Origin of the sequence: Leptothoe sp. LEGE 181152 (assembly GCF_032906605.1) — a bacterium.
GTDB lineage: Bacteria > Cyanobacteriota > Cyanobacteriia > Phormidesmidales > Phormidesmidaceae > Leptothoe > Leptothoe turfae.
The window spans coordinates 55,234-72,119 of the sequence record NZ_JASATU010000001.1 but is presented as its reverse complement, the minus strand read 5'-3'; the positions used below and the strand labels follow the sequence as shown (position 1 = coordinate 72,119).

7 protein-coding genes are annotated in these 16,886 nt (G+C 51.4%); 5 read left to right on the top strand and 2 right to left on the bottom strand.

Annotated elements, in window-relative coordinates:
* Positions 1-37: 37 nt before the first annotated feature.
* The 3 genes from ycf46 (at position 38) to QGP82_RS00280 (ending at position 2,630) form a co-directional block, all read left to right on the top strand.
* The gene (gene ycf46 / locus QGP82_RS00290) at positions 38-1,546 is read left to right on the top strand and encodes a stress-responsive protein Ycf46 (protein WP_163663140.1); all 1,509 of its coding nucleotides are present in this window, start codon (positions 38-40) and stop codon (positions 1,544-1,546) included.
* Positions 1,547-1,704: 158 nt separating this feature from the next.
* Positions 1,705-2,055: a DUF1257 domain-containing protein gene (locus tag QGP82_RS00285; RefSeq protein WP_163663137.1), complete on the top strand. Its 351-nt coding sequence runs from the start codon at positions 1,705-1,707 to the stop codon at positions 2,053-2,055.
* Positions 2,056-2,306: 251 nt separating this feature from the next.
* The gene (locus tag QGP82_RS00280) at positions 2,307-2,630 is read left to right on the top strand and encodes an ArsR/SmtB family transcription factor (RefSeq protein ID WP_006514521.1); all 324 of its coding nucleotides are present in this window, start codon (positions 2,307-2,309) and stop codon (positions 2,628-2,630) included.
* 19 nt (positions 2,631-2,649) lie between these two features.
* Here QGP82_RS00280 and QGP82_RS00275 read toward each other — a convergent pair whose 3' ends face one another.
* The gene (locus QGP82_RS00275) at positions 2,650-2,934 is read right to left on the bottom strand and encodes an MSMEG_0570 family nitrogen starvation response protein (protein WP_499056590.1); all 285 of its coding nucleotides are present in this window, start codon (positions 2,932-2,934) and stop codon (positions 2,650-2,652) included.
* Positions 2,935-3,070: 136 nt separating this feature from the next.
* Here QGP82_RS00275 and QGP82_RS00270 point away from each other — a divergent pair, with 136 nt between their 5' ends.
* Positions 3,071-4,318, top strand: a complete 1,248-nt coding sequence (locus tag QGP82_RS00270) for an amidohydrolase family protein (protein WP_499056588.1) — start codon at positions 3,071-3,073, stop codon at positions 4,316-4,318.
* On the opposite strand, the gene QGP82_RS00265 is transcribed toward QGP82_RS00270, so the two are convergent.
* Positions 4,279-5,427 (bottom strand): MSMEG_0565 family glycosyltransferase, encoded by a 1,149-nt coding sequence (locus QGP82_RS00265; protein WP_499056587.1) that lies wholly within the window; start codon positions 5,425-5,427, stop codon positions 4,279-4,281. The genes QGP82_RS00270 and QGP82_RS00265 overlap by 40 nt on opposite strands.
* Positions 5,428-5,811: 384 nt before the next feature.
* Here QGP82_RS00265 and QGP82_RS00260 point away from each other — a divergent pair, with 384 nt between their 5' ends.
* Positions 5,812-16,872: a LamG-like jellyroll fold domain-containing protein gene (locus QGP82_RS00260; RefSeq protein WP_499056586.1), complete on the top strand. Its 11,061-nt coding sequence runs from the start codon at positions 5,812-5,814 to the stop codon at positions 16,870-16,872.
* The last annotated feature ends 14 nt before the right edge of the window (positions 16,873-16,886 follow it).

Genomic DNA, 16,886 nt, shown 5'->3' with positions numbered 1-16,886 from the left:
TCTGTTGGTATCGGTCGGCGTTGAGAGGATAAAAATTATGAAAGAAGAGCTCCAGGTCCTAATTAAGGCTCAGTATCCTCTGATTTACTTGCTCACGTTCGAGGAAGAAAGAGCGGAGCGGACAATTGCGGCGATTACTAAGCAGCAGCCCCAGAGGCGTATGTATACGTGGACAGTGACCCACGGTATTGTTGAATACGGTCAAACTCGGGGGTCTCAAAATGGCAACACCGTTTCTCCTGAGGCTGCCATTGATTGGGTGATCCGTCAGAAAGATCCGGGTATTTATATATTTAAAGATCTGCACCCATTTATGGACTCGCCAGCGGTGACGCGATGTTTGAGGGATGCGATCGCAAGTTTCAAAGGCACCAATAAGACAATTATGCTGATGTCTCCAGTGCAGGAGATTCCGGTAGAGCTAGAAAAAGAAGTGGTAGTCCTGGACTTTTCTATGCCCACCATGGGTGAATTGAATCAGGTACTGACTGCGGAATTGACTAAGGCCCACAGTGCCAACATTACAACTGACGTACGGGAAAAGCTGTTGAAAGCAGCCCTAGGCCTGACGGAAGATGAAGCGGAGAAAGTATTTCGTAAATCCCGAGTCGTTTCAGGAAAGCTGACTGAATCAGAGGTAGACATTGTTTTGTCTGAGAAAAAGCAGCTGATTCGTCGCAACGGTATCCTGGAATATATAGAAGAGGATGAGACCCTTGATTCGGTCGGTGGTTTAGAAGAGCTGAAGCGCTGGTTGAGGCAACGTTCCAATGCATTTACTGAGCGGGCGCGTGAGTATGGTTTGCCCCAGCCAAAAGGAATGTTGATTCTGGGTGTTCCCGGCTGTGGTAAGTCTCTAATTGCCAAGACAACGGCTCGCCTGTGGGGCCTGCCCCTGTTGCGGTTAGATATTGGCCGAGTGTATGACGGTTCCATGGTGGGTCGTTCTGAGGCCAACTTGCGCAGTGCGTTACGTACAGCTGAATCAATTTCGCCAGCAATTCTCTTTATTGATGAGATCGATAAAGCCTTTGCCGGTGGTGCCGGTTCTGCTGATTCTGACGGTGGTACCTCTAGCCGTATTTTTGGTAGCTTTCTGACCTGGATGCAAGAAAAGAATTCGCCAGTGTTTGTCATGGCAACGGCTAACCGGGTAGAACGGTTACCCAGTGAGTTCTTGCGTAAAGGTCGTTTTGACGAAATCTTCTTTGTAGATCTACCCAATGAAGAAGAACGTAAGGAAATATTTAGAATTCACCTCAGTAAGCGCCGCCGCGATATCGAACGATTTGATTTCGATCAGCTTACTAAGGTATGTGAAGGTTTTTCGGGGGCGGAGATTGAACAGGGTTTAATCTCTGCAATGTATGAAGCGTTTGCCCAAGGTCGTGAGTTTAATCAACTCGATATTATTGCCGCTATTCGGGCGACCTTACCGTTATCTAAGACCATGAATGAACAGGTAACGGCGCTTCGCGATTGGGCACGACAACGTGCTCGCCCCGCAGCTTCATCCGTCGCTGAATATCAGCGGATGGAGTTTTAACAGGCTTTTGTTAGGGGTTCCCCCTGGCAAAGGGCTAACCTTAAGGGTTAGCAGTTTTTGAAGCAATGGCTTAGCAAATAACCATCTTTAATTTGTTAATCTATTGGCTTTGCGTTTTTAGTTCTGTATCTCTCATTTTCCTACTGGAGGAAACACCAATGTCTCATTTTAGTACTCTACGCACTAAGATCACTGAAGCTGAAATTCTCACGTCTTCTCTGAAGGACCTCGGCATCTCTGTTAAGACTGATGCGGATGTTCGTGGCTACAACGGTCAGCGCGTACGTGCCGACATCGTAGCTGTTCTAGAAGGTGAGTATGATCTAGGCTGGTCCCGCAATACTGACGGCTCCTTTGATCTAATTGCTGACCTTTGGGGTGTTGCTAAGAAGCATAATCAAACTGAGCTAATCAACTCCATTAACCAGAAGTATGCCGTTAACCGCACTTTAGCTGAGGTTAAGCGCCCTGGGTTGCAGAATGCGAACGTGAAGCTAGTACTTCAGTAGCAAGACTACTACTACTGCTGCTTCCTATACGCGTTCCCGCGCAGTGTTAAGCTGGCTCATTGAGAGTCAGCTTTTTTGTTGGTGTGGTGATGAGTGAAAAAATAATGAGAATTATTAGAGAATAAAATACTGTGAGATATCAGCTAATGAGAAGTCTCTCATGCTTATCAATTTGATGGCAAAATTCAATAGTTTTAAGTTCTTGCTTTCTCTCTTAAGCGCTATGATTTCAAATAGATATACAAAGGATCATGAAGACGACTGCCGCGACTATTTCTAATGACGTTCTGCCACTTTTTCAAGCATTTTCAGAACCCTACCGTTTACAAGTAATTGAGTTATTGCGCGAACGCGAACTATGTGCCTGCGATATCGCGAATCATTTAGGTATTAGCGCCTCTAAGCTCTCGTTTCACCTCAAAACGCTGCGCGAAGCAGGTCTAATCCAGGGTCGGCAGGAAGGACGTTGGATTTACTATCGATTAAACTTACCCCAGTTTGTGGTACTGGAGCAGTATGTATCAGAGTTTCGACGCTTGAGTCCAATTCTTCCTGCACGCAATTGTCCAAGTTAAACCATGGTTGAATAAATCATTATTGAAACTTGAGAACGGTGACTTTACTGTCAGGCTGTTCTAAGTACCGCTGAGCAGTGTCTTCAATTTTTTGTAACTGTCCCATGGCTAGGCCACAGGGGAAACCATATTTAGCCTTAACTCGATCGCTAGCAGTCTGAAGAGAGTCTCGAGAGCGCTGTAGAAATTCAGTGATGGTATAAGATTTACCTACTTGAAAGTATTCTTGTACTACCAGTGAAGGAGAATAACAGCTTTCCTGCTGACCGTCTGGCCACTGGATATGAAATCGGATCTCAGGCATGATGCTTATAACAGATGGGGGAGTAGAGTATAGAACTGCCTAAATTGGCATATATATTCATATAACCACGATAACGGGAACTGTTTTCTATCATCTGTAACAGACATTTGAGTTGTGCTCAGGCAGGGGATAGCAGATGGTCATAACGCTAAAAATTGTCGATGCCACATTGCCGGGACGAGAGGGGCGCTGGTCAATCGCCATGCAAGGGTGTGTCATAACTGAGGTTGCACCTCGGATCGATACCTATGCCCAGCTCACCTTAAAGGCTAAGGGTAGGTTAGTAATCCCAGGTTTGGTGGACGGACATTTACATTTGGATAAGGCTCTGTTGCTGACTCAACGCCCTGCCCAAACTGGCACATTTCAAGAAGCGTTGGCGGAAACGGGGAATCTTAAACAGCGTTTCACCATTGAGGATATCCAATCGCGGGCTCGCGATGTGATCAAACGCGAGATTAACTTTGGCACAACCCTCATGCGCAGTCATGTCGAGGTTGATCCAATACTACAGCTAACGGCGATGGAGGCATTGCTCCCGTTGAAGCAGGAGTATGCCTGGGGACTGACGCTGCAGCTGGCTGTATTTGCCCAGGAGGGCATTACCCATCAGCCGGGCACGGTGGATTTATTGCGACAGGCCATGACCATGGGGGGGGACGTGATTGGTTCGGCCCCTTATGTTGATCCAGATCCAGAGCAAAATATTCGCATCATTTTTGATCTGGCCCAGGAGTTTGACTGTGATGTTGATTTTCACCTGGACTTTTTGGATGATGACTCGCCGTTGTTGTTGCCCACAGTTGTTGAAGAAACCCTAAGGCGTGGTTGGCAAGGTCGGGTGTGTTTAGGGCATATGACAAAGCTAGCCGGACTCACACCCGAGATTTTGCGAGAAATGGCTGCGATGTTACGAGATGCGGGTATCTCGGTTTTGGCCCTGCCTGCCACTGATCTTTATATGATGGGGCGAAAAGATAGTCATAATGTGCGGCGTGGCGTGGCCCCTATTGATCAGCTGATGAATGATGGGGTGACCGTCGGGATCGCCACTAACAATATCCAAAATCTGTTTACTCCTTTTGGGGATGGGGATGTGTTAAAGATTTGCACCCTGCTGGCCCAAACGCTGCAGCTGGGCACGGCTGAGAGTCATATCCAATGTTTAGAGATGGCGACGACTTCTGCGGCTAAGGCCATTGGTGTTAGTAACTACGGTATTGCTCCTGGGAATATGGCAGACCTGGTATTAATCGGTGCAAATTCCGCTTCTGAGGTCATTGGCACTGCCCCCATAGAACGTCGTGTGATTAAACGCGGGAAGATTGTTGCTGAGACCCATACTCAGCGTATATTGTTAGGCCCTGAGACCAACTCGTTGTAAAGTTCCAGATGCATTTTAGCGGACTGCTGCCAGCTGTAATGGCTGATAATAGGCTGGCTGTGGTGGATGAGTGGTTGGGCAATAGTAGGGTTAAGAAGATTAAGCATGGCTGTTGCGATCGCACCCACCTCTTCGGGCGCTACTAGCCTGGCCTCCTGGGGTGACAAAAACTCAGTAAACGGCGCTTGATTAGAGGTGAGTACCGGCAATCCAGATGCGATCGCCTCTAGCACCACCAGGCCCCAGCCTTCCTGCACAGAGGGAAATACAAAAACATTGGCTAAACGATAGAGCGTTGGTAAGTCCTTGTCAGGCACTACTCCGGGCAGCACCAGGCCATCGGCCAGGTCATAGGCCTCCACCAGAGCCATAAACGCCTGTCGGTAGGCCTGATAGTCAAACAGCGTTGCCCCACCAGCAATAACCAGCTGTGCCTGGGGTTGCACCTGCCTCACCTGATGAAATGCTTTAAGTAAATTAATTGAGTTTTTGCGAGGTTCAATGCCCCCCACCGTCAGGTATACGGGGCCACTGCGGATGCCATAGCTATTAGCCAAGGCCGTTTCAGACCCATCAGGATTCGCCGAGAACCGCCTACTCACACCGTTAATCACTCGATGGGCCTGGATATTGTAGTCTTCTGCAAGCACCTGCTGCCACACATCGCTGACACACAGACAGCGGGCGGGCTGATGGATGGATTTCTCCTGACAATTTTGTAAGTAGGGACTTTGGAAGTCTTCGATGTGGTGAACGGTGCGGACAAAATGGGGAATACGAGCCTGTTGTTGAAGGATGGCTAGGGCATTGGCGCTGAGGCAGTCTTGGGCATGGTAGATGTCATATTGCTGGGGATGGCTTTGGAAAAATGTTACGAACTCATCAATGCGTTGTTGGATCAGCTGATCGATACCAGCATCACAGGGGGCAGCCGGTACAGAGCAGGTTGGGAATGCGGTTGGCCGATGGAACCCTTGTCCATCTTTGTCCAGGGCAAAAACGCAGGGATGGTGACCGAGGTCAGCCAATGCCTGAGCCAGCTCTAAGGTGTGAATGACGCTGCCACGGGGCTTGGTGGAGTAGGTGAGGAGTGCAATGCGGAGAGCCATAGTTTTTGTTCACCCGATGATGTTAGGACCGGCCATTAGACACGGTTAGGTATCTTTAGATATTTCTTTACATTTTTTACCATGTTATTTGAACTCAGCGTTGCAAGAGACTGTTGGACGTTATTCGTTTACGCTTAAAACTTTTACTAGGGCAGGGTTTTAGAAAACTCTCATTCTCTTCTCAGGATTTTCTTAGCTAAGGCCCAAAGCTTGTTTTAGGGAATCTTCATCTGGCGCTCTGTAGCCTGCATAGACTCCCATAACCAACGCTTCAATGCTGCTAAAGAATCACGTTCGGGTCGGTTACTGCTGGTGGCTTGACTGAGCTGGCTCAATGTCTAAGCTTATTCCGAATTCATAAATTCTATTCTCTCTTTTCTCACTATGTTAGATACCTTTATCAGAACCTATAACGCCAACCGCACCTACCTTCACACTACGATGTTGCGGCACGAGGGTAACGTGATTGCTTTTGCAATGGATGCGGAGCGTCGTATCTATTACTCAGTCCTAGATTTAGAGAATTCCGAGATTGATAGCACCTTAGATGTGGAGTTCTGGTCAGAAAACCCAGTGGAGCTGAGATTCCCCACTGAAATTTCTAAAGTTGGGTTTGGGATCGCGGATCAGTATGCGCTACCCACGGTTCAACAGGGGAATCGGACGCCAGTGCCCCCTGAGGTGCGAGTGCCCCCTGAGGAAGTCGATACATTTTTATCATCAACGGCTCGTTTAACGGCAGAGGCTCCATTTCAGGTGCTTTCAGATGGGCGTCATGTTTACGTATTTAGACAGGCCGTGGCCGCCAAGCATCCTGATAGTGTTAATCGTCTGGATCAAGAGGGGAATCTGGTCACGGATTTAGAGGGCGAACCAGTTCCCATTGTTGATAACACTCTGTTGTTAGATCGATTTGTGCTAGCTGGCAATCAACTCCAGCCCCGGAGAGAGGTACGGTTTCGCCGCAGCCGCAGCCGCACCCGACCCCAGAGTAATAAAGACACTCTAGGGGCAGTGGATATGGAAGAACGGCCCTTTATAGAACCCACCCAGGAACTGACCTTTGTTCGGCATCTGCAGGCAGGGCGCTTCTCGGTATTGTTGTTGCCGACCCAGGTGGTGCGTGTGGAGCGGTGGCAGATTTTTGCCTATAACGGTCGCACTGGGCAAATCGATGCTTATAATGTGGAGCGCTCCGCAGAAGGGTTGTTTAACACCCGTGGTACCCAGGCAGGCACCGATTCAGGCTTTGCGGAGTCGGCGCTGCGGTTTGACCAAAATAGCGATCGCATCGCCCTGCCCGCCAGCATTATCCAAACCCCCACCTTCACCCAAGAAGCCTGGATCTTTCCCCAGGAAACGGTTTCTGCCCCTGATAATCAGCTGGGTCAGGCTCTACTCAGCGGCAGTGAGCCCGATGCTGTCAACGCGCCGCCCTCCGTATGGATTCAGGGCAATACCCGCGTCCGTGCGGGCTTTGGTGACGGGCAAGCATTTCACACTGTCGTTACCGGCGGTATTTTGATTCCCCAACGCTGGAATCATCTGGCCGTCTCCTTTGATGGTGTGGTCTATCGGGTGTATGTCAACGGGCAGCTGCGGTTCCGCACCACTGCCGATACCTTTAGCGGCGCTAATCCAAGTGCTACCCCCCTCAGCTTTATTGGGTCTCCCACGGCTGCCTTCCACGGTCTCATTGACGAGGTGCGTCTGTGGAATCGAGCCCGCACCATCATTGAAATTGAGCGGGATATGCACCAGCGGCTCACAGGGCAAGAGTCTGATTTGCTGCACTATTGGCGTTTGGATGAGGGCTCAGGCGATCGGGTCTATGACCAAACTGGCAATGCCCAGCCTGGCAGCATCAGCGGTCCTGACTGGGTGATTTCCACGGCCCCCATCGGCAACAACTCCAGCATTAATCGCAGCAGCTTCCAGCTAGAAGAACGGCGGGTTGTTACGACCGATAATGGCCCAGAAGAACAATTTATTCAGCGTACGGTGCAGTCGGGTCTATCAGCCCTGCTTTACTACTATCAGGAGAATGCGGCTACTGGCTATGACCAGGAAGAGAAACCTCTCCAGCAGAGCGCCCGAGTAATGCTGGCTGTGGCCACCCAGGGAGATGACCCAACTCGTAATGAGATTGCCACCCTGGACTTTGGTATCTCTGCCAGCGGGATGCTTAGCCAGATACCCGACAATCTGCGCTTGCCCGTCATCAATGCCACCGAGGAAGGCGAGCTATCTGTTAATGAACAGCTGGATCTGATTAGCGATCGCGAACAGCGAATCATTGGTCTGCAGGAGGAGATTACCAATCTGGGAGACTCCATTGATGAACTCAATCAAGCGGCTAACAGCATTCAGCGCGTAGTTAGCCCCCAGAATCGAAGTACTTTCCCGATTCCAGCAGGGAATGAGAACCTGGACCAGGCGCGCCTGCAGGATCTAAGTGCCAATTTGCGCAGCCCCCACAGCAACCTGACACTGCTGGAGGCGTTTGAGCAGCTGATTAGCGATCGCAACACCCTCAGCGACTTACAGCAAACCCAATCAGTTCTGATCAACAATCGCAACTCCGCCCGCATCACCGTATATCAACACAGCGGGTTTCGGGGCAGACGGGCCAGCTTTGGCCTGGGTGACGTTGGCTACAATGACCTAAATTCCAGGGGGTTGCATGACGAAATTACCGCCATTAGCCTACCGTCTGCCCTACCGGGAGAACCATCACCGCTTCAGGTAATTGTTTATGAGCATGTTAATCGGGGTGGCCGCTCTCGATTGATTGCCAGCAGTGTCTCCAATGTTGGTAGAGATTGGAACGACCGGATTTCTAACATACTGGTGCAGACCAGCTCTGCTTTTACAATTCGACTCCAGGAAATTGAGCAGCAGATTAGTGAATTGCAGGATGCGATCGCAAATCTTGAATTTGACCTTAATACTATCCGTCAGGCTTTACTGGGCACCCGCAATCAGCGCCAGCAGCGTCATAACGAGGCACAGCAGGCGCTGGCCAGTCTCCAACAAGAACAAAACAGCATTCGCGATCTGCTAGATAACGGTGTTTCTGTACCGATGCCGTTGCTCCACACAGACCGCACTGGGCTGTCGGTGTCTGGTGGCATTTTAGGGTTTGCCTGGACTGTCGATACACCGCTACTGTACGACAGTGCCGTAGGTCGGTTGGCCCTCTATTTTCGCGGTGCAGATGACCAGTTTTTTGTTACCTACTACGATACCCTGACCCAGCGCCCCCGGTTTGAGCTCAGCGACGATCAAGCCATCACTACGGTTATCTGTGCCAGTCGGTCGGTAGAAGCAGAATTTGACCGTTTGGCCATTCATCTCAGCGAAGAATCTACCCCTGACACCTGCACCGTTGAAATTGGCTTTATGGTGCTTAACGAGAATACAGGTGTGGAAGAACTACAGCCGGTGGAAACCTGGCGATCCGTCCCCCGTCAGCCACAACAGTTTGCCGATGTGCTCAATGGGTTTGCTGGCGACAGAATCTTCGTGGGTTCAGGTTCGCTTCAGGTAACAGCCGGACGTGCCGACAGTTTGATTGTGGAGGGCGGTATTCAACAGTCTCTGCCGGAGGGTGCCACCCTGATTGTGGGGGACATTCGAGTCACCCTGAGGACAGCCGTCCCTTCCGAAACAATTGAGCTGCTGATCGACAGCAATGTAATCAATCCCCCCCAGGAGAATCGTCCTGTTTTCTATCTGCCCTACGATTACGAAGTTAACGCCAGCACCACCCAGGAAAGTGCCAGTTTGCTAGACGGATCGTTACTATTGGCCGCTGTCAATACCGACGATGGAGATAGGCTGCGGGTTAGTCAGTCAGTGCAACCCGCTCCCACCCTCTCGTCTCGCTGGGTTGCCGCAGCACCGGGACGTACCCTGGCCTTTAACGGCAGCACCAGCGTGGCTACTTCGGCCCAACCCGAACAGTTTGCCGTAGAAGGAGATTTAACCCTGGAAGCCTGGATTCAGCCCAATCAGGTGGATGAGCGGGCCCACGTGATCCATCACCGGTCGACCAACAGCCGCTATCTGATGGGCCTAGAATCGGCTGAATTGCAATCTGCGTTAAATCTTGATGGCACCAACGACAAAGTTAGAATTCCCAACCAAGATCATCTAAATTTTGTTGGAGAGATTACGTTGGAAGCCTGGGTAAGGACCAGTGCCAACGCCACCAACGGCATTCGTAATCTAGTGGTCCATGGCATTAGCGCCAATGCTGAGGTCTATCTACGGATTAACCAGGGCCAATATCAGGTGGGTTCATTTGATGGTACTGATCACTTTACGGCGGCTGATATTCCTGAGGGAGATGCCAATGGCCTCACCTGGGTGCATTTAGCGGGAGTGTATGATGGCACCACCTGGCGTCTCTATCGCAACGGGGAAGAAATCGGCAGCACAGAAGAAGAAGTCGGTGCGATTCCAGTCAATGCCGACTGGGCCATTGGTGGACATCCTACTAACAATCAACGACAGTTTGACGGCGATATTGATGAAGTACGCATCTGGCAGCGAGTGCGGACGGCAGCCGATATTCGGCAGGATATGAACCGTCGGCTTGGGGGACAAGAGCGCGGGTTAGCTGGCTACTGGCACTTTGATGGCGCTGCTGCCATTGACTTCTCTCGCCATGAAAATCACGGCACTATTCTGGGTGAGCCTGCTCAAACATCGTCACCAATTCCAGGGTATCGCCTGGTTACCGGCACTGGGAATCAGGTGGTCCAGGTTAATCAGGTCGTCCCTGGCGGTAACTGGACCCATTGGGCCACAGTCTACAATCAGTCCTACGGTCTGGAATTTAGCGGTAATTCCGACTCTTTTCTAGACTGTGGCAACAATTCCACGTTAGACCTGACCCAAGATTTAACCTTAGAGACATTTGTACAGCTAGATAACCTGAACCAGCCCTACAGCCTGATCACTAAGGGCAGGCTCGATGGTGTAACTGAAGATGAGGCGGTTCCCTATACGTTTTATGTGAATACTCAGGGCCGACTGATCTTTGTATTTGAGGATTCTGGGCAAATCAAACATGCGTTTTTCTCAAACGAAACGGTCAGGGCAAACCAGTTTTATCGGTTAGCGGTCACTCGCCAACGACAGACGACAACAGAGGAAGGAGAAGATGACGCTGGCTTGCCGACTGTGGATGTTAATACTCAATACGATGTCACCTTTTACATTGATGGTCGAGTTGTGGGCAGTCACAGCTATCGCAGTGGCAGCAGTCAGCCCCGTGACATTGGTTCCAACAGCCAGTCAACAGAAATTGGCTCCGGATATTTCTTTGATACCAATCGATTTCGCCAGCTGACCGTCAACTCCGACAATGAGCCAGGGCTGCCGGACGATGATAACGATACCTTGCTGTTGGAAGAGCGTGATAAATTAAGGCGTGCAGCACGGTTGCTCGGTCTTCCCGATAACATTCCTACTAATCCCAATGCTGGTAGTATTCAGCGGATACGACAGCTAGCTGCGACCGGGTTTTCTGTATTTCCCATGGCCGGTCGCATCAGTGAGATACGAATTTGGAATGTCGCCCGCGCTGGGGATAACGTGGGTGTTACTATTCAGGGTAATGAATCGGGTTTGGTTTCCTGGTGGCGTTTAGAAGAAAACGATGGCAACGTAGCATTTGACTCCAGAAGCAACAACCACGCTCAGCTACGGGGACAAATTGAATGGGTTGCCAACCCCGATCCTCAGGGCTCTACCTTAACTGTCTACCGTGATGGTGTGAGTGTAGAGACAACCCCTGTTGACCAATCTAACTGGGTGAGCCCAGAAACTCAATTTAACCTGGGGGCAATGCGTCGCAGTGGCCTAAGAGACTTCTTCCAAGGAGAGATGGAAGAAGTGCGAATCTGGCGACAGGTGAGAACGGTTGAACAGATTCAGGATAATCTGTTCCGTCGACTACAGGGCGATCGCGAACGGCTGGTGGCTTACTATACCTTTGACCCTGAGCGGGGTGAAACGGCCCAATCGCTACAGCTGTCGGACCGATCGCTACAGGCCAACACGTTAGCGGTTAGCAACAGTACCTATGTGCTGTCAACCGCCCCCATCAGCGATGAAACGCCCCAGGTACGCAGTGCTTTAGCAGGTATTCGCACCACCTTCCATGGCATCATTCAAAGTCAGCCCGGTATTGCCGAATATGGTGATCTGCAGTACGACTCCGACAACAATCAGATTGGTGTTTTCAAGCGATGCTACACCACCATTCGCAATCATGAATGGCAGCTAATTACTGGCTTTGCTGTGGGTGATCTGATTACGGAATGGATTGGCCAGGTGCAGTTTGATCCCCAGCTGATTGGCTATATTGAGGGGGCTCCTCCTGTTCCCAGTGAGAACCTGACCAGTACTGGCACCGTTTTAGGAGAGTTTGCCGACTATAACAGCGCCACCGCCGTTGAGATTACGGATGTGGATAGCACAATCTTCACCTATGCAGCCTCTAAGGATCGGGGCTTTGATACAGAAATTGAAACCTCCGCATCCTTTGGTTCTATCTCCCAGTCGCAGGCGGGTACACCCTTTTTCCTCTCTAGTGTTGAGAATACGCGGGTTTTAGTGGGGGTGCGGGCCAAGTTTGAAAACTCCCTAAGCTGGCTGGAAAGTGCAACCACGGGCAGTGGTCGTACCACCGGTCGCATCAGTCGTTTAGAGCTACGGGGTCGGGTGGAAAATGTGGATGAGGTGGCCCATAGTATCGGTCGTCGGTTTGTGCCAGAGAATGTAGGGTTTGCCCTGGTTCAGTCAGAAACTGCGGATGTGTTTGCCCTGCGGCTGCAGCATAACAACGCCCTGGTCTCTCTCCAGATGCGTCCCAATCCCGATATTCCACCGGATCGCAACATTATCACCTTCCCGATTAACCCTACTTACACTAAGCAGGGAACCTTGGATGGAAAAGTCGGGTTAGAGGCCGACACCCACTATCCTAATGCCCTCACCTATAGCTCAGACAGCAGCTATTTCAAACCAATTGAGGCCTATAATCTGCGCGATCGCATCCAGCGAGAAGAAGAACAAATCGCGGCATTTTATCAACAGTATGATGCCGGAGCTATTGGTCGTCGTCAAAATGCCCTCAACTTTACCAGTGGTGACCTGGCCACCGGACGCACAGTAGAACAACTGCCGCGCGTGCAAAAACGTAATATCGTCAATAACTATGTCTGGACCGCTGATGGTGGCACCTTTGTTGAATCCCAGGAGACTTTAGACATTGTTCAAGAAACCACAGGAGGAGACTATTCTTTCCGGGGGCTGGCCGGTGTCGATGTTTCAGCAGCGTTTGCCATCAGTAAAGTAGCCACTCGATTTACCCTCCAGGCTCTATTTGGTGGACATCTAAATCTCACGGTTACCAAATCCCAAGAAACGGAATCCACCTTTGCCCTGGATGTTAATCTGGACGGTGTGGAGGGCGATCTGTTCTTGCGGGATGAAACGGGCCGAATTATTACCGAAAATAATGCCCCCTTTAATCCCAATCGCCCGGTGCGGCAGGCTGGTAAAGTGGATGCCTATCGCTTCTTGTCGTTTTACCTGGAACCCAGCAGCAACAACTTTGACACCTTCTTTAACCAGGTGGTAGACCCCATTTGGCTAGAGCAAAGCAATGATGCCAATGCGGCGGCCCTGCGACAGGCCAGCCAACAAACCGAACAGCCCCCCTGTTGGCGGATGATGCACCGCATTACCTATGTCAGCCGCATTTTGCCCCGCTTTAGCGACCCCAATATGCCACCGCTGGAGCAGACTCTGCCCGCCCTCAACATTGACAGTAACTATGAGCTGATCCGCCGGTTAGAGCCCTATGTAATCGACCAGATTAACAACTTCCCGGCCTTTATACGGGCTGTGCGCACGGCGGTGGCCACCTACTTCCCAGACCTGCAACCCCATACCGATGCCATTGTGCAGTTTATGCAGCTTTACTACGGCATCACCGAGGAGGACAGCATTATCCCCAGTGGTGAGCTGCCCGAGTTGCCGGATGGTCGGGTTCCAAACCGGGCTCCGGTGGTGGATGCTGGGGTAAATCAGGTGATTGCCCTAAGTGAGACGGTGGAATTGCGGGGTGCGATCGCAGATGATCGTTTAGACAACAGTGCCCTTTTTGTCACCTGGACCCAGATTGATGGCCCTGGCAACGTTCAATTTGACGATATCCACGCCATTAATACCACTGCCCAATTTAGCCAGCGTGGTTTCTATCGACTGCGCTTAACCGCCAGCGACGGTCTACTGACCTCCAGTGACGATCTCACCGTTTTGGTAAATGAAGCGCCCGTGCTAAACGTCGGCGATGATCTGGAGGTTGGCCCCGGCGGTTCGGTGGAGCTGCTGGGCGAACTCCTTAGCGATGGTCTGGGCGATCCAGCACAAGGGGAAGTCCGCGTCCAGTGGACCCTGGAAAATGGACCGGGGCCAGTCACCTTCAGCAACCCCCAAGCACTACGCACCACCGCCAGCTTTGAGCGCAGCGGCAGCTATATGCTCCGGCTGACCGCCGATAACAGTTCCCTTTTCTCCAGTGCTGACATTACAGTTTCAGTGGCGGAGAGAGTGTCGCAACAGCTGCAGGTGCTTTACACCTTTGATGAAGGTGTAGGTACCCAGGTAAGAGATGTTCAAATCGAGGCTGACCCCCTCAATCTCACCATTGCCACCCCCACCGCGGTCACTTGGGGTACCGGTTCACTGCAGCTACAGGCCCCCAGCCAGCTTCAGGCAACTAATACCCGTCGTTTAGTAGCCGCTATGCAAGCCAGTCAGGCCCTCACCCTAGAAGCCTGGATTACCCCTGCTGTGGAAAACCATATCGGTCTCGCTCGCATATTCACCCTGTCCAACGGAGCCACTGAACGCAACGTTATCCTGGGACAAACCGGCAATCGCATCCATGTTGGCATACGCACCAGTACCACCAATGCCAACGCTAGCGATAAGGCCCTGGCAGGCGGTGTGGTCACTACGGATGCCCCCATGCATGTGGTCTGCACCCGTGAGCTATCGGGTCTCACCCAGCTGTATATCAATGGTGAACAAGTTGCCAGCCGACAAATTGATGGAGACTTTTCCACCTGGGCCTCCGACTTTGCCCTGAGCTTGGGAAGTGAACAGGGAGAACTGCAGGATAATCGCAGCTGGCTGGGTCGCTTCCACTTAGTAGCACTCTACAGCCGTGCCCTCAGTGCGATAGACGTACAACAAAACTACCAATTTGGTGCAGATACCAATCTCACACCGATTGTGTTTGCAGGGCGAGACCAGGTGATCAATATCCCAGAGGATGCGCAGCTTCAGGGGACCGTATTTGATGAGCGACTGCTACCGGAAGAACTGACGGTGCAATGGTCGCAGCTATCAGGGCCAACGGGGGTGATTTTTGCCAACCCCAACGTCCTCAACACTGCGGTTACCTTTGAACGCAATGGCCGCTATGAGTTGCAAATAACAGCAACGGAACCGGTCACCGATGGAGACACTATCTCCAATGAATTTGTTCTAGCTGCCAGTGATGAAATTACCGTAATTGTGAACCAGGCCCCCGAGATTAATGCCGGTAGTTTGCCACCGGTTAATCTCTCTGATCAGGGGTCTGCCACCGTTGAATTGGCTGGACAAATCCTCAACGACGGTCTCGGTGAGCCCCAACAAGGGCAAGTCTCCATTGATTGGGAGCAGGTGAGTGGGCCAGCCCCCGTGAGCTTTAGCAGTCCTACGAGCCTGACACCCACAATTACCGTGACTCAGCTGGGAGAGTATGTGCTGCGGCTATCGGTTAATAACGGTCATTTCATCACCCAGGCAGAGACCACGTTTTATGCAAACCAAGCGCCCAACATGACGGCCACCACGGAGCCGCTGGTGACTCTACCAGCAGCAGCTATCCTGACGGGCACAGTTCCCTCCACCGGGCTGGGTAACCCCGAAGAAACTGTTATCGCGACCTGGAGTCAGCTGAGTGGCCCTGGCACCATGACCTTTGCCAATGTCAATGCCCTGGAAACCACTGCCACATTCTCCGTTGGCGGCAACTATGGGGCACGGCTCACGGTGGATAACGGCCATTTCTCTCGTAATGTTGATGTCATAATTGTGGCCAACGAAGCACCTTTAGTGGATGCAGGTCCCGATCAAACAGTTACGGGGTCAGCCACTGTGGAATTAGATGGCACCATTAGCGACGATGGTCTTCCTGTTATTCCTGGCCGTGTTGCTCTTCAATGGACCACAGTGAGCGGTCCAGGAGAGGTCACATTTGCCGATGCTGCGGCTGACTTTACCACGGCTCGATTCTCTAAGACTGGCACCTATGTGCTCCGGCTCACCGCAGATGACGGCGCTGTTGCGGTGAGTGATGACGTGACCATCATTGTTAACCAGGCACCTTTGGTGGATGCAGGCCCAGACCAGCTGATTACGCTGCCCATTACGGTTCAGCCCGATGGCACGGTACAAAATGGTATTCCGGCCACGGTCGAACTGAATGGTGTTGTTGCCGATGATGGTCAGCCGCTATTGACACCAACTACAGTGTGGCGTCAGCTGAGTGGCCCCCAGCCTGTGACATTTGCTGATGAGAATGTTAGCCGCACCACGGCAACCGTAACAGCCTCAGGCCGCTATATGTTGCAATTAACAGCCAATGACGGTGCTGTTGCTGTTAGCGATGAAATCAATCTTTTGGTGACGCCAAGGATCACCGCAGGCTTGCAGTCTTTGTATACCTTTGAGGAGGGTACGGGCAATGTTGTTCAAGATATCTCCACGGTGGGAGAGCCGTTGAATCTTGTTGCAGCGGACCAGCCAATTCAGTGGTTGGAGAATGGGCCAGGAATTGCGATCGCACAACCCACTCTTCTCACCACAGAAACTCCGGCAACAAAGTTGGTGACCGCCACTAGGTCCACCAACGAACTCACCATTGAAGCCTGGCTCGAACCTACCCAAGTGACGCCTGGTGAGGGAATACCGGCTCGTATTGTCACTGTCTCAGAAGATGCATCCAACCGTAATTTCACCCTAGGACAAAATGATAATGGGTATGTAGTCAGGCTGCGGACAAACACCTCTGACGAGAACGGTACAGATCAACCTCTGGCAGGGGGCACCATCACCCCAGGCCAAACCATCCATGTGGTTTATACCACGAGTACCACAGGGGAGGCCATTCTCTATCTCAATGGCAGTGAAGTCAGTCGCCAACAGATTCCCGAAAACTTTGCTGCCAGCTGGGATAATAGCTTCCGCTTTGCCCTAGGTGATGAACTCTCAGGAGCACGCGCCTGGTTAGGCAAAATTCATCTGGTAGCCATCTATAACCGAGCCCTAAGCCAGACTGAAGTGCGACAAAACTTTGCCATTAGATTCTAGGAAATCTCCGCCTT